This window comes from Streptomyces sp. NPDC006798 (assembly GCF_040635975.1).
Classification (GTDB): Bacteria; Actinomycetota; Actinomycetes; order Streptomycetales; family Streptomycetaceae; genus Streptomyces.
This window is the reverse complement of record NZ_JBEYIS010000069.1, coordinates 20549-34313: the sequence shown is the minus strand read 5'-3', so window position 1 is coordinate 34313 and position 13765 is coordinate 20549. Positions and strand designations below refer to the sequence as shown.

Genomic DNA, 13765 nt, shown 5'->3' with positions numbered 1-13765 from the left:
CCCCGAAGGCGCCGTCATCGTCGTACTCATCCTCACCGCCGTCGTACTCGCCTTCCGCGCCGCGAAGAAGCCCGACAAGCGCCGCATCATCGGCGCGCTGGGGCGCGCGAGCCCGGCACCGCGATCCGCCGTGGCGTGTCCGGAGAGCAGCGCTGTCTGCCCGGAGGCCCGGGGCCGTGGCGTCCGGTGCGCACGACGCGGGACGGCGGTGGGGTCCCCCGGCGAAGCCGGGGGTGGATTCCCTCGTACCGGACGTACTCGGGAAATCCCCGATAACGCCGGGGGCACCTCGCCCGCCCGGGCCCGGGCCGCGGGGGAGAGCGCGCGGGCCGGACGCCGACCGGGCGGGATCCCGACGACACGCCCCGGGCCCGGCGGCCCGGGAGACGGCCCCACGCCGCGTCGCCGCCCATCGGCAATGGCCCCCTGAGCCCGGGGCGGGTGGTACGAGGCCGACACCGGGGCCCGTGCCCCGGTGGGGCCGGTGGTCAGTGGTGCCAGGGCAGCCGGACCGGCTCGGCGGGGATCCGCCCGGCGATCAGACCGGCCGTCAGCGCCGGGAGGCCGTACGGGTAGACGGTCTCGTCCCCGGCCGCCAGTTCCTCCCGGGTCCACCAGCGGTGCCCGGCGTGATACCGCAGCTCGTTCGCCTCCTGCCCGCCGATGTCCACCCGATGGGTCCCGACCCGGAGCAGGAAGTAGTCGTCCCGGAACACCCCGGCGGCCCAGCCGAGGTCCGCGTATCCGGAGGTGTACGCCACCGGGGAGCCCAGCGCCTCCGGCGGCACCGGGAGACCGGTCTCCTCGCGCAGTTCCCTGGCCGCGGCCCCGGCGAGGGTCTCCCCGTCCTCGACGCCGCCGCCCGGTGTGCACCAGCCGTACCCGGTACCGGGATCGTCGGGGTCGAGCCGGAATCTCAGCAGCAGCAGACGGTGCCGCCCGTCGAACAGCAGCACTCGGGCGGACCGGCGGACGGCCTCGTCGGTTTCGGGCATCGGAGCAGTTTACGGCGGGTGCGCGGGGACCGGCCGGGGAATCCCCGCCCGGCGACCGCTCGTACCGTACGCGTGGACGGCGGGACCCCGTTCCGTACGGCCGCGACGGTACGGAACACCCGCCCCCGGTCTCCGTGTTCGAGGACCGGAGTCCGGTCGGGGACCCGTAGGAACCGGTGTCGTACGGCCCCGCCGCCGCCCCGGCACCGTACGGACGGCCCGGCCCGCCGCAGATCGCGGCAGCCGCCACCTGCGGCGCGCGACGATCGCGGCGGGCCGTCCGGGGGCGTCCGGGATCCGCCGTCCGGGCGATCCGGTCCCCCGCGCGGGCAATGATCGTGACGGCACGTCATGAACATGGTGTTCGAGGGCGGGTACACGTCGTATGCTCCCCGAGGCGCCGCCGTCGCTCCCGACGGCGATTCGCTCGTTCGAGTGAGAACGGGGGAGGCTGTTCCCATCCCGCCCGCGCGATCGACACAATCGACGCGGCCGTTGGCCATGGCTGTACAGTCCCCCGCCCCGCCCGTTCCGGGGCCGCGCGGGTTCCGCTGCGCGGTCACGGACGAGGCCGTGTTCGCACAGGAGCGCCGTCCGGCCGGGGCCGGACGGGATCCCGTGTCCACGGCCGGGGCGCGGCCGGTGCGCCGGGCAGGGCCTATGAGGGGACCATCGGCATGATCCGCAGCAGTTCTGTACGTCGCGTCCCGGCCCCGTTGCGGAGCATCCGGGCCGTCCCGTCCCGGGTGCTCCGACGCGAGGCCGGGACGCGCCCCCGGCCGGGGCCGTCCGGCCGCCGCCCCCTGCGCCGCCGGCTGCCCGCCCTCGTCCTCCCCCTCGCCTGCGGCGCCGCCGCCCTGATCGGCCGGGTCGTACTGCCCCACGACCACCCCGAGAGCCAGGGCGAACGGATCGTCGCGGGTCTCGTCCTGCTCGCCGCCGGGACCGTCGGCACCGCGTTACTCCTCCGGGGCCGGCGACGGCTCCGCCGCGAACTGCGCCGGGCCCGCGCGGTGGCCCACGCCACCCAGCGCGTCCTGCTGCGCCCGCCGCCCGCCCGCCTCGACGGGCTCTCGATCGCCGCGGGCCAGCTCTCCGCCAGCCGGGGCGCGACCGTCGGCGGCGATCTCTACGAGGTCGTGGCCACGCCCTACGGGGTGCGTGCCGTCATCGGCGACGTACGAGGTCACGGTCTGCCCGCCATCGGGTCGGTCGCGGCCGTGCTCGGCAGCTTCCGGGAGGCCGCGTACGACGAACCCGACCTCGGGGGCGTACTGCGGCGGCTGGACCGGGCCGTCCAGCGCCATCTGCGCGAACGCGCCCGCGACGAGAGCGCCGGACGGACCCGGGACGCCCGCGGTGAACCCGGCGCACGCGCTTCCGGCGACGAACCGGCCGGGGACGGGCCCGCGGCCGGCCGCGAGCCGGATCCGGAGGGCTGGCCCGCCGAGGAATTCGTCACCGTACTGCTGCTGGAGCTGGGCGAAGGACCGACCCGGAGCGTACGGGCCCTCAACTGCGGCCATCCGTGGCCCTACCGGCTCGGTCCCGGCGGTGTCCGCCCGCTGGCCGCCGCCGAACCGCTGCCGCCGCTCGGCCCCTTCCCCCTCCCGGCCCGGCTCGATCCGCACCTCTGCGAGGGACTGGCCCCGGGCGAGGCCCTGCTGCTGCACACGGACGGCGCGGCCGAGGCACGCGACGCCCGGGGCCGGTTCTTCGCCCTCCCGGCCGTCCTGGACCGGGTATCGGCGGCGCCGTCCACGCCGCCCGCCGACGTACTCGCCGCCGTCCAGTCGGCGCTGCTGCGTCACACCGGCGGCCGCCCCGACGACGACGTGGCCCTGCTGATGCTCCGCAACGACCGCCCCGAACCGCCGCCCCGGACTCCCGCCGCGGACCGCCGCCGGGAGCCGTCCCGCCGGTAGCCGGGCCCGTAAGCCGGTCGCCCGGTCGGTACGCCGCTGGACCCCCGGGCTCTCGCGGGGCCCGGCGGAGTTCACGGGTGGGGCAGTTCGGCCATGGACGCGAGGCCGGGGCCGGGGCGCGGCTCTGGGCCCGTCCGGCTGGCGGGACGGGCCCAGTCGGCCGCACGCTGCGGAGGTCGCCCTCCGAGGGCTGCCCGTACGGCCGGCGCCGCCCGCCCTGCCGCGGAGTGTCGGGCAGATCGGCGGGGCGGACGACGCGGTGGAGGACCGCCGCACTGTACGAGGGGGAGCCGGCGGTCCGGCCGCCTCCTTGAGAGGCATTTCAGTCAAGCCGCCCCGGCCCGGCGGCGGCAGCGCGCACAGCACCCCGGTACCGGCGTTCCGTTCACACCCCGTGTGAATCCACCGTCGACTACGCTGAGCGGACCGAGCCCCCGGAGCGCCCGCATGCAGCCGAACACCCTGCTCGACGCCCTGCTCGACGAGTCGGGCATCTCCCACGCGGGCCTCGCCGCCCGGGTCAACCAGGCGGGCCGGGCCAGGGGACTGACCCTGCGCTACGAGCACACCGCCGTCGCCCGCTGGCTCAAAGGCCAGCGCCCCCGGGGCCAGGTCCCCGATCTGATCTGCGAGGTACTCGCGGGGCGGCTGCGCCGCGCCCTGACCCTCGGCGACATCGGCCTCGGGGTGGACGGCGCCGGGACCGCCCCGCCCGACACCCCCCTCTCCGGCTTCGTGGACCGCGCGACCGCCCTCTGGCGCTCCGACGAACAGCAGCGGCGGCATGTCATCGACGCCCCCGCCGTCACCGGCACCCCGGCCGTGATCCCGGTCTGGGAGTGGGAGAACCCCCCGGAGGACGGCGATGTCTCCCGCTCCGGACTGACCCGGGTCTCCATGGCCGACGTCGCCATGCTGCGGGCCGCCCGCGCGCACTACGAGCTGATGTACCGCCGCGCGGGCGGTGTCGCGACCCGCGCCAGGATCGTCGGCTTCCTCAACACCGAGACCGCGCCCCTGCTGCGGGGTTCGTACAACGACGCCCTCGGACGGCAGTTGCACCGCGCCACCGGCGGACTGGTCGCGGTCGCCGGGATCTGCGCCTACGACTCCGACGCCCACGGTCTCGCCCAGCGCTACTTCCACCAGGCGCTCCGGCTCGCCAAGGCCAGCGGTGACCGCGGGCTCGGCGCCTATGTGATCGCCCTGCTGGTCAATCAGTCGCTCTTCCTCTCCGAGCACCGGCAGGCCGTCGCCTTCGCGGAGGCCGCCCTGCGGACCGCCGGCGGGCAGCTCACCCCCGCGCTCTCCGCCGACCTCTACGCGATGCAGGCCAAGGCGTACGCCCATCTCGGCGACGACGCCTCGGCGGTCCGCTGTATCCGGCGGGCCGAGACGGAGGCCGAACGGATCCACCTGGGGGACGAGCCCGACGAGACCGGCTACGTCCAGCCGGGTCTGGTCAACGTGCAGGCGGCGGAGGCGCTGCTGAGCCTCGGCGATCTGGCCGCCGCCCGGGAGCACGCCTACGCGGCGGCCGGGACGCCCGCCCACGACCGGGGCCGGGTGCACCGGCTGGCGATGCTCTGCCAGATCGAACTGCGCCAGGGCGAGGCGGACCGGGCGGCGGCCACGGCCGCGGAGATGACGGAACGGGTGAGGGGGATGGAGTCCCAGCGGCTGCGGGACCGGCTGCGGGCGGTCCGGGAACATCTGCTGGCCAGCGGCAGCGCCAACGCGGAGGAGGCGGCGGGGCTGATCGACGAGGCGCTGCGCGTCCCGTTGTGACCCGGGCGCCCGGCGGCCGGCCGACCCGTACGGATGCGGACCGTTCGGCGTCACCATGGCCGGTCGACGACCGTGGACGATTCCGCTGAGCAAGATCGACTGCTGCGATGTTGCCACCTACAGGCCGAAAGGTGGCAGAACTGTGCAGTGGACGAATCTCAACGAACAAACTGTGTATGAGAACCGGTGGTTCCGGGTCAATCTGGCCGATGTCCGACTCCCCGACGGCCGGCACCTCGACCACTTCCTCATCCGGCTCCGGGCCGTCGCCGTGGCGACCGCCGTCAACGAGGACAACGAGGTCCTGATGCTCTGGCGACACCGCTTCATCACCGACAGCTGGGGCTGGGAACTGGCCGCGGGAGTGGTCGAGGACGGCGAGGACATCGAGGCGGCGGCGGCCCGCGAGATGGAGGAGGAGACCGGCTGGCGGCCGGGCCCCCTGCGCCATCTGCTCACCGTCGAACCCGCCAACGGCCTGATCGACGCCCGGCACCATCTCTACTGGGCGGAGGGCGCGACCTACATCGGCCATCCCGAGGACGACTTCGAGTCCTCACGCCGTGAGTGGGTGCCGCTGAAGGCGATTCCCGATCTGATCGCCCGGGGCCGGATCCCGGCCGCCAACATGGCGGCCGGACTGCTGATGCTGCGTCACATGCGGCTGGGCTGAGCCCCGGTGGCCGCCGGTGCCGGGACCGGCGGCGTCGCGGGTGACCCCGGGCGGTCCCCACCTCCGCGAGAACGGCGGCGTACGCGCCCCGGGCCCGCGGCACGGTGACCCGGACCATCCGGCCGGGGCGGGCGGCAGGGCGCCCGACCCCATCCGGCAGCCGTACGGGATCGGCAGCCGTACAAGATCATCCGTACAAGATCAGTCGTACGGGACGAGCGGTACGGGATCAGTTGTACGGGTAGAAGCCCGACCCGGTCTTCCGGCCGAGCCGGCCCGCGTCCACCATCCGCTGGAGCAGCGGGGGAGCGGCGTACAGCGGCTCCTTGAACTCGGCGTACATCGAGTCGGCCACGGACGCCACCGTGTCGAGACCGATCAGATCCGACAGCTTCAGCGGGCCCATCGGGTGCGCGCACCCCAGCTCCATGCCGTTGTCGATGTCCTCACGGCTGGCGATGCCCGACTCGAACATCCGGATCGCCGACAGCAGATAGGGGATGAGCAGCGCGTTCACCACAAAGCCCGAACGGTCCTGGGCGTGGATCGCGTGCTTGCCCAGTACCTGCTCCACCATGGCCTCGGACCGCTTCACCGTCTCCTCGGAGGTGGTCAGCGCCGGGATCAGCTCCACCAGCTTCTGGACCGGGGCCGGGTTGAAGAAGTGGATCCCGATGACCTGGTCCGGCCGGGACGTCGCCACCGCCAGCTTCACCAGCGGGATCGACGAGGTGTTGGAGGCCAGGATCGCGTCCGGACGGGTCACGACCTGGTCGAGCACCTGGAAGATCTCCGTCTTCACCTGCTCGTTCTCCACCACCGCCTCGATCACCAGATCGCGGTCGGCGAACTCGCCGAGGTCGGTGGTGAAGCTCAGCCGGCCGAGTGCCGCGTCCCGCTCCTCCTCGGAGATCTTGCCCCGCTCGGCGGCCTTGGTGAGGGAGTTGTTCAGCCGGGTCCGGCCCAGTTCCAGCGCCTCGCCGGTGGTCTCGGCGACCCTCACCTCCAGCCCGCTGCGGGCGCACACCTCCGCGATGCCCGCGCCCATCTGGCCACAGCCCACCACTCCGACGCGTGCAATGTCGGCCATTGACTCCGTCACCTCGTGCCTTTCGCTGCTTTTGTGCGGGATTCCCCGTATGGTTCCGGCGCCCGCCTCGACCGTACGACGGTACTCCGGATCATCCCGGGCACGATGATCGGGGAAGGGTGGGCGCCGTCACGGTCAGCGGCCGGACGGGGCCGGACATATCTGAACGGACCGGGGCGGACTGCAACGGCCGGAGCGGAGAAGATTCCCATGGCGCACATCACCAGAAGAGGGTTCATGGCGGCGGCCGGAGCGGTCACCGGACTGGCGACCGCGGGCGACGCCGCGGCCGTCATCCGGACGGAACCCGGCCCGGCCGGAGGGAGCCGGGCCGAAGCGGCCGAGTTCCGCGGCATGTGGCTGGCGACGATCACCAACCGGGACTGGCCGTCCGCCGCCGGACTGACCGCCGAACGGCAGCGGGCCGAACTGATCGCCCATCTCGACACCGCCGCCGCCCGTCGGCTCAACGCGGTGGTCTTCCAGGTCAGGCCCGCCGCGGACGCCTTCTGGCCGTCGCCCTACGAACCCTGGTCCCGCTATCTGACCGGGACCCAGGGCCGCGACCCCGGCTGGGACCCGCTCGGTACCGCCGTCACCGAGGCGCACCGGCGCGGGCTGGAGCTGCACGCCTGGTTCAACCCGTACCGCGTCGCCACCACGACCGACCTCACCCGGCTCGCCGAGAACCATCCGGCCCGCCGCAACCCCGGCTGGGTACTGCCCTACGGCGGCAAGCTCTACTACGACCCGGGGGTCCCCGAGGTCCGCGCCTTCGTCCAGAACGCCATGATCGACGCGGTCCGGCGCTACCCCGTCGACGGCGTCCACTTCGACGACTACTTCTACCCCTACCCGGTGGCCGGGCAGACCTTCGGGGACGACGCCACCTTCGCCCGGTACGGCACGGGCTTCACCGACAAGGCCGCCTGGCGGCGCGACAATATCGACCGGCTCATCCGGGAGATGTCCCGGCGGATCAAGTCCACCAGGGCCGGTGTCGCCTTCGGCGTCAGCCCGTTCGCGGTCTGGCGCAACGCCACCACCGACCCGCGCGGCTCCGACACCCGCGCCGGGATCGAGACCTACGACGATCTGCACGCCGACACCCGGACCTGGGTCCGGCAGGGCTGGATCGACTATGTCGTCCCGCAGATCTACTGGAACATCGGCTACTCCGCCGCCGACTACGCCAAGCTCGTGCCCTGGTGGAACGCGCTGGTCAAGGGGACGGACGTCCAGCTCTACATCGGCGAGGCGCTCTACAAAGCGGGCGACCCGGCCCAGGGCGCGCCCTGGCAGGACCCGGCGGAGCTGTCCCGGCATCTGACGCTCGCCGGGAAGTACGGGCGGGTGCGGGGCCACTGCTTCTTCTCGGCGAAGGAGGTCAGGGCGGACCGCAACGGGGCCATGGCGCGGGTGGTGGCGGACCACTATCCGACCCGGGTGCCGACGCCGTAGCGGTGGTGACGGCGGGGCGGTAGCGGTGCCGTACGACGGTACGGTCCGTACGGCGGTGTACGGGCCGGGCGGTGTACGGGCGTGCCGAACCGGCGCCGGGGCGCGGAACGTGCCGTACCGGAACGGCGCGGGGGAGCGGTTCCGGGCTCAGGCGGCGGGTTCGTGCGGCCGGACGACCGAGTCCGGACCCGGGGACATCACCGTCTCGTGGCCGTCGTCCTCGAACCGGACGCGGTACGGCGGCCCGCCGTCCGCGCCGTGGACCTCCACGACCTCGGCGACCCGGTCGGGATGCCCCACGGTCCTGCCGTGTACCAGCAGCTTGTCGCCCACACGTGCTCGCATCGGGAGTGACCTCCTCGAAGGCGGGGGTGGTCCGTGTGCTTCCGAGTCTACGGCCGGGCCCGGAACCACACCTTCCGGCGGTTCGGGGGCGGGGCGCGTTCCGGCGGTTCGGGGGCGGGGCGGGCCCGCTGTCGTGAGCGCCCTCGCCCCTGTCTGCCGCCCCCGTGGCTCAGCCGCGTGCCCGCTGGGTGACCGCGATGCACACCAGGACACCCGCCGCCGCCACCGGGGCCGCGGGCGACAACGCCTCGCCCAGCAGCGCGACCGACCAGACCAGCGTCAGCAGCGGCTGGGCCAACTGCAACTGGCTCGCCCGGGGAATGCCGATCGCCGCCATGCCCCGGTACCAGACGTACAGACCGAAGAACGTGGAGCCGCAGGCCACCCAGACCAGCCCGGTCACCCCCCGCGCCGTCAGCCGTACCGGCTCGTACGCCAGCGCGACGGCCGATCCCGCGACGGCGAACGGCAGACAGAGCACCAGCGCCCAGCCGATCACCTGCCACCCCGGCAGCACGGCCGCCAGCCGGCCGCCCTCGGTGTATCCGGCGGCGCACACCAGCAGGGCGCCGAAGAGATACAGATCGGCGCCCTGGAGAGCGCCGCCGCTCTCCGACACCGTGAACGCGATCACCACCGCCGCCCCGGCCAGGGCCGCCAGCCAGAACGTGCGCGAGGGGCGGCGGCCGGTCCGGACGGCGGCGAAGACCGCGGTCGTCAGCGGCAGCAGCCCCACCACCACGGCCGCGTGGGAGGTGGTCGACGAGCGCAGCGCCAGCGTCGTCAGCAGCGGAAAGCCCACCACCACGCCCCCGGCGACCACCAGCAGCGAGCCCCAGTGGCGGCGGTCGGGCGGCGGGACCCGCAGGGCCAGCAGCAGCCCGCCCGCGACGACGGCGGCGACGACGGCGCGCAGGGAGACCAGCGACCAGGGTCCGAAGGACCGCAGGCCCCAGACGGTCGAAGGGAAGGTGAGGGAGAAGGCGACGACGCCCAGCGCCGCGAGTGCCGTACCCGTACGCGCCGTACGGGGACCCACCCGGCGGTCGGCACCGCCGTCCCGGCTGCCGGGACGGCCGCTGCCGGATCCGGCGGTCCCGAGGGCCCGCGCGGCGCGCCCGGTGGTACCGGCATCGGTGGCGCGGGCCGCTTCCCCGGCGGGAGATCCGCCGACCGCTATCGGTGAATCAGCGGTAGCGCTATTCTGTGCTCTCATGAATGAGCGTAGCAGTGTCGACGATCTCGCGGCCAAGCTGCGTGATGAGCTGAGCCGCTACTCTCCCGGTGGAAAGCTGCCGTCGAGTCGGGCCCTGGTCGAGCGGTATCGGGTCTCCCCGGTGACGGTCACCCGCGCCCTCGCCCAGCTCGCCGCCGAAGGGCTGGTCGTCACCCGGCCCGGTGCCGGGGCCTTCCGGGCCGAACGGCGCCCCGCGGCGGCGCCCGCCGGGGACACCTCGTGGCAGGAGGTCAGCCTGAGCGCGGCGGCGACCGCCGGCTCCGTACCGCGTACCGTCGACGCGTCCGGCGTCCTCGCCACCCTCGCCGCGCCCCCGGCGGGTGTCGTCGAACTCAACGGCGGCTATCTCCACCCCACGCTCCAGCCCGAACGCGCCCTGGCGGCCGCCCTCGCCCGCGCCGGGCGGCGCCCCGGCGCGTGGGGACGCCCGCCCGTCGAAGGGCTGCCCGAACTGCGGGAGTGGTTCGCCCGGGGCATCGGCCCGACGCTGACCGCGGCCGACGTCCTGATCACCGCGGGCGGCCAGCCCGCCCTCACCACGGCCCTGCGAGCCCTCGCCCCGCCCGGCGCGCCGGTCCTCGTCGAATCCCCGACCTACCCCGGTCTCCTCGCCGTCGCCCGGGCGGCCGGGCTGCGTCCCGTACCGGTCCCCGTCGACGCGGACGGCGTACGGACGGAGCTGCTCGCGGCCGCCTTCGAGGCCACCGGCGCCCGGGTCCTCGTCTGTCAGCCCCTCTTCCAGAACCCCACCGGCGTGGTGCTCGCCGCCGACCGGCGGCCCGAGGTGCTGAGGATCGCCAGGGCCGCCGGGGCGTTCGTCGTCGAGGACGACTTCGCCCGGCGGCTCGGCCACGACGACGCGCCCCCGCCGCCCCGCCCGCTGGCCGCCGACGACCCCGACGGCGTCGTCGTCCATGTCGGGTCGCTGACGAAGATCTGCTCACCGAGCCTGCGGATCGGCGCCCTCGCGGCCCGCGGCCCCGTCCTGGACCGGCTCCGGGCCATCCATGTCGTGGAGAGCTTCTTCGTCCCCCGGCCCGTCCAGGAGGCCGCGCTCGAACTCGTCGGCTCACCGGCCTGGCACCGGCATCTGCGGACCGTCGCCGCCGCGCTGAGGACCCGCCGCGACACGCTCGCGGCCGCCGTCGCCGGAGACCTGCCCGAGCTGGGCCTGCCGTCGGTCCCCTGCGGCGGCCACCATCTGTGGCTCCGGCTGCCCGACGGCACCGACGAGGCCGCCCTGCACAGCGCGGCCCTGCGCGCCGGAGTGGCGATCGCGACGGGGCGGCCGTACTACTCCGCCGAACCCCCGGCGGGCTCGCTGCGGCTGAGCTTCGCGGCCGTCGCGGACCCGGCGGACCTGGTCGAAGGCGCCCGCAGGCTGCGTACCGCGTACGACGAGATCCGCGCACTCCGCGTCTGAGAACCCGGCGAGTCCCGGGGGCGGTACGCGCCCGGTCCGGGGCTCGCGGCGGCGGACCCGCCGGCCACCGGGCCCGGGTTTGTCACACCGGACCCCGGCGCCGTCGAAACGTCCCGCCCCCCGAACCGTCGACGCTCTGCGGCGTGCCGTCCCGCCGGGCGCGCCGGTGCGCCGCCACCCGCTCGCGGGTCGCGCACCGCCGGGAGCAGTAACGGCGTACGGGACCACTGCCCAGGGTCAGGAAGACCCGGCCGCACACCGGGGACGCGCACACCCCGCCCGGCGGGCGCTGACGGTCCCAGATCAGTACGGTCAGGGCCAGACCGGACGAGGCCAGCAGCCATTCGCCCCACGGCGCGTCGTCATGGCTGTCGAGATGCGGATGCCACGGCGAAGCGCCGCCGTGCGACGTCAGCCGCAGTGTCCCCGCGCAGCGGGCCAGCAGCGTGTTCACCCGCTCCGCCGCCCGGTCGGCGTCCGGTGCGGTGAAGACGTCGCGCAGCCGCCCCGCGGCCTCCCGCAGCTCCGCCACGTCCCGGGCCGACAGGCCGTCGGGGACCTGCTCGCCGTGGTCGCGCAGTACGGCCGCGACCTCGTCGGCCACCGGATCGCCGGGGCCGGAGAGGACGTTGACCAGAGCCGCCGTACGCGCGGCGATCGCCGCCACGGAATGCCGGGCCGACCACTCGGCCCGCTCGGCCGGGGACTCGCCCGCCGAAGCCGGCGAGGGGGCGGACGCCACCGGACGGGGGCCGTGCCCGCCGCCGGGCCGGGAGCCGTCTACCGGAGCCATGGGAGAACCACCATGGGGCGACCGTAGCGCATGTAACGCATCTGGTGAATGTTTGAGTTACCGACGTAACGTGCCGGGCATGCTGAAGCGTTACGGACTGGGACGTTACGCGGCCGGTGCCGCCGCCGCCCGTACCGGCGACGAGATGTCCGGCCCCGCCCTGCTGCTCGCCGGACTCGCCGCCACCGGATCGACCGTCACCGCCACCACCCTGCTCGCCGCCCTCACCGTCGCGGCCGCCGCGGGCGGCCCCCTTCTCGGAGCGCTCCTGGACCGCTCGCCCCGGCCCGGCGTCCTGTTGGCCGGGACACTCCTCGGCTACGCCACCGGCCTCCTGGTCGTCCTGGGCTGCCTGGGCCGCGCCCCGCTCGGCCCGACCATCGCCGTCGCCGTACTCGCCGGACTCCTGGGCCCCGCCATCGCGGGCGGCTGGACGTCCCAACTGCCCCGGACCGTCCCGGCCCACCGGCTCGACCGGGCCAACGCCGTCGACGCGATGACCTTCAACGCCGCCGGGCTGCTCGGCCCCCTGCTGGCCGGACTCGTCGCACACCGGGCGGGCGCCGGCACCGCGGTCGTGGTCTCCGCCGCCTTCATCGGCCTGGCGCTCCCCGCGGCCCTGCTGCTCCCACGTACCGCCTCCGCCTCCGTCACCGCCACCGGACCCGGAGGCCCGCCCGCGCCCCGCACCCCCGTACGGGCCGATCTCGCCGCCGGATTCCGGGTCATCGCCCGCACCCGGGCGCTCGCCCGCCCCACCCTCTCCTCCGTGATCTCCTGCGCGGGCCAGGGCATGTTCCTCGCCTGCGCCCCGCTCCTCGGCGAACGGGTCCTCGGCGGCCCCGCCCGGGGCGCCGCCCTGCTCGCCGTGATCGCGGCGTCGGCGCTCGGTGCCAACGCGCTGCTGGCCCGCCGCCGTACGCCGCTCCGCCCGGAGACCGTGCTGGCGATCAGTGCCGCGGTCCTCGCCGTCGCCCTCGTCCTGTTGGCCACCGCCCATCCGCTCACGGCCCTCGCGGGTGCCGTCCTGCTCGGCGCGGGGGAGGGGCCCCAGCTCACCGCCCTCTTCGCGATCCGCCACCGGGAGGCGCCGGAGCGCCTGCGGGCCCAGATCTTCACCACCGGAGCCAGCCTCAAAATCACCGGCTTCGCGATCGGCACGGCCGCCGCCGGACCGATCGCCGCCCTCTCCCTCCCCGGCGCCCTGCTGACCGCGGCGGCCGTCCAACTCCTGGCTCTCCTCGCTCTCCTCGCCCCGCTCCCCCTCGGCGCCCGCCCCCGCCGCCGGACCCCGCCCGCCCGAAGGGTGCCGGGCCCCCGCCGCACGGCACCCCCGGACCCCGCCACCCCCGCCCTCTTCAGTCCGGCCGCCGTACCACCAGCCCCTGGACCTCGTACGACATCTCCGACACCCCGGGATCAGGGGCCGGGTGATAACGCCCCGCGCAGACCGAGAGATTGACGATCAGATACGCCTGCCAGCGCCGCCCCACCCCCCGGCGATCCGCGTACACCCGCTGACCGTTGACCCACCACACCACCGAACGCGCCCCGGCCTCCACCGCCAGATCCACCCAGCCGCCGGGCTCGATCGCGGCCTCCCGGTGGTAACGGTGCCCGCCCCGGACCCGGTTCGACAGCTCCAGCAGATCCGGATTGTCCGGGTGGTACTCGAAGACGTCGATCTCCTGATCGCCGTCCCGCCAGGTCCAGATCGCCGGCCAGGCGCCCATCTCCACGGGCAGCCGCACCCGCGCCTCCAGTACGTCGCCCGCCCGCATCATGAACCCCTGGGCGCTGCCCTCCGTGGTCAGCAGCCCCGCGTCCCACTTCCCGTCGTCCCGCAGCGTCGCCCGGAACACCCCGCCCCGGCTGTACGCCGGATCCTGCACCAGATGGTCCAGCTTGTTGTCCCCCGGATTCTCCGGGCCCCCGCCCGGATACGCCCACGACCGCCCGGCGACCCACTGATCCGCCGAGGCGAAGTCGGCCGTGAACACCACCTCCCCCTGCCCGGGCCCCGAACCGCCGCCCC

At 74.9% G+C, this 13765-nt stretch carries 12 protein-coding genes; 6 read left to right on the top strand and 6 right to left on the bottom strand.

What is annotated here, in order from left to right; genetic code table 11:
* Window positions 1-488: 488 nt before the first annotated feature.
* The gene (locus ABZ714_RS31375) at window positions 489-995 is read right to left on the bottom strand and encodes an NUDIX domain-containing protein (RefSeq protein ID WP_358828742.1); all 507 of its coding nucleotides are present in this window, start codon (window positions 993-995) and stop codon (window positions 489-491) included.
* 677 nt (window positions 996-1672) lie between these two features.
* On the opposite strand from ABZ714_RS31375, the gene ABZ714_RS31370 reads away from it, so the two are divergent.
* The 3 genes from ABZ714_RS31370 (at window position 1673) to ABZ714_RS31360 (ending at window position 5381) form a co-directional block, all read left to right on the top strand.
* Window positions 1673-2920 (top strand): PP2C family protein-serine/threonine phosphatase, encoded by a 1248-nt coding sequence (locus ABZ714_RS31370; protein WP_358828741.1) that lies wholly within the window; start codon window positions 1673-1675, stop codon window positions 2918-2920.
* A 447-nt stretch (window positions 2921-3367) separates the two neighbouring features.
* Entirely contained in the window at window positions 3368-4708 is a 1341-nt protein-coding gene (locus ABZ714_RS31365) for a transcriptional regulator (protein ID WP_358828740.1), read from the top strand.
* 142 nt (window positions 4709-4850) lie between these two features.
* Window positions 4851-5381 (top strand): NUDIX domain-containing protein, encoded by a 531-nt coding sequence (locus tag ABZ714_RS31360; RefSeq protein WP_358828739.1) that lies wholly within the window; start codon window positions 4851-4853, stop codon window positions 5379-5381.
* A gap of 229 nt (window positions 5382-5610) precedes the next feature.
* Here the strand turns inward: ABZ714_RS31360 and ABZ714_RS31355 are convergent, their stop codons facing one another.
* A complete protein-coding gene (locus ABZ714_RS31355) occupies window positions 5611-6471 on the bottom strand; it encodes a 3-hydroxybutyryl-CoA dehydrogenase (protein WP_358828738.1) in 861 nt (286 codons plus the stop codon).
* A gap of 210 nt (window positions 6472-6681) precedes the next feature.
* Between ABZ714_RS31355 and ABZ714_RS31350 the strand changes: the two genes are divergently transcribed.
* The gene (locus tag ABZ714_RS31350) at window positions 6682-7932 is read left to right on the top strand and encodes a family 10 glycosylhydrolase (protein ID WP_358828737.1); all 1251 of its coding nucleotides are present in this window, start codon (window positions 6682-6684) and stop codon (window positions 7930-7932) included.
* 147 nt (window positions 7933-8079) lie between these two features.
* Here ABZ714_RS31350 and ABZ714_RS31345 read toward each other — a convergent pair whose 3' ends face one another.
* Together ABZ714_RS31345 and ABZ714_RS31340 are read right to left on the bottom strand one after the other, a co-directional pair.
* Complete coding sequence (locus tag ABZ714_RS31345) at window positions 8080-8277, bottom strand: DUF1918 domain-containing protein (protein WP_358828736.1); 198 nt, start codon at window positions 8275-8277, stop codon at window positions 8080-8082.
* A gap of 169 nt (window positions 8278-8446) precedes the next feature.
* Window positions 8447-9493: a DMT family transporter gene (locus ABZ714_RS31340; protein WP_358828735.1), complete on the bottom strand. Its 1047-nt coding sequence runs from the start codon at window positions 9491-9493 to the stop codon at window positions 8447-8449.
* On the opposite strand from ABZ714_RS31340, the gene ABZ714_RS31335 reads away from it, so the two are divergent.
* The gene (locus ABZ714_RS31335) at window positions 9492-10937 is read left to right on the top strand and encodes a PLP-dependent aminotransferase family protein (RefSeq protein ID WP_358828734.1); all 1446 of its coding nucleotides are present in this window, start codon (window positions 9492-9494) and stop codon (window positions 10935-10937) included. The two genes, ABZ714_RS31340 and ABZ714_RS31335, sit on opposite strands and share 2 nt — an antisense overlap.
* 82 nt (window positions 10938-11019) lie before the next feature.
* Here the strand turns inward: ABZ714_RS31335 and ABZ714_RS31330 are convergent, their stop codons facing one another.
* Entirely contained in the window at window positions 11020-11730 is a 711-nt protein-coding gene (locus ABZ714_RS31330; protein WP_358828733.1) for a CGNR zinc finger domain-containing protein, read from the bottom strand.
* A 79-nt stretch (window positions 11731-11809) separates the two neighbouring features.
* Here ABZ714_RS31330 and ABZ714_RS31325 point away from each other — a divergent pair, with 79 nt between their 5' ends.
* Entirely contained in the window at window positions 11810-13192 is a 1383-nt protein-coding gene (locus ABZ714_RS31325) for an MFS transporter (protein ID WP_358828732.1), read from the top strand.
* Here ABZ714_RS31325 and ABZ714_RS31320 read toward each other — a convergent pair.
* Window positions 13089-13733: a beta-glucanase gene (locus ABZ714_RS31320; protein WP_358828745.1), complete on the bottom strand. Its 645-nt coding sequence runs from the start codon at window positions 13731-13733 to the stop codon at window positions 13089-13091. The genes ABZ714_RS31325 and ABZ714_RS31320 overlap by 104 nt on opposite strands.
* Between the last annotated feature and the right edge of the window lie 32 nt (window positions 13734-13765).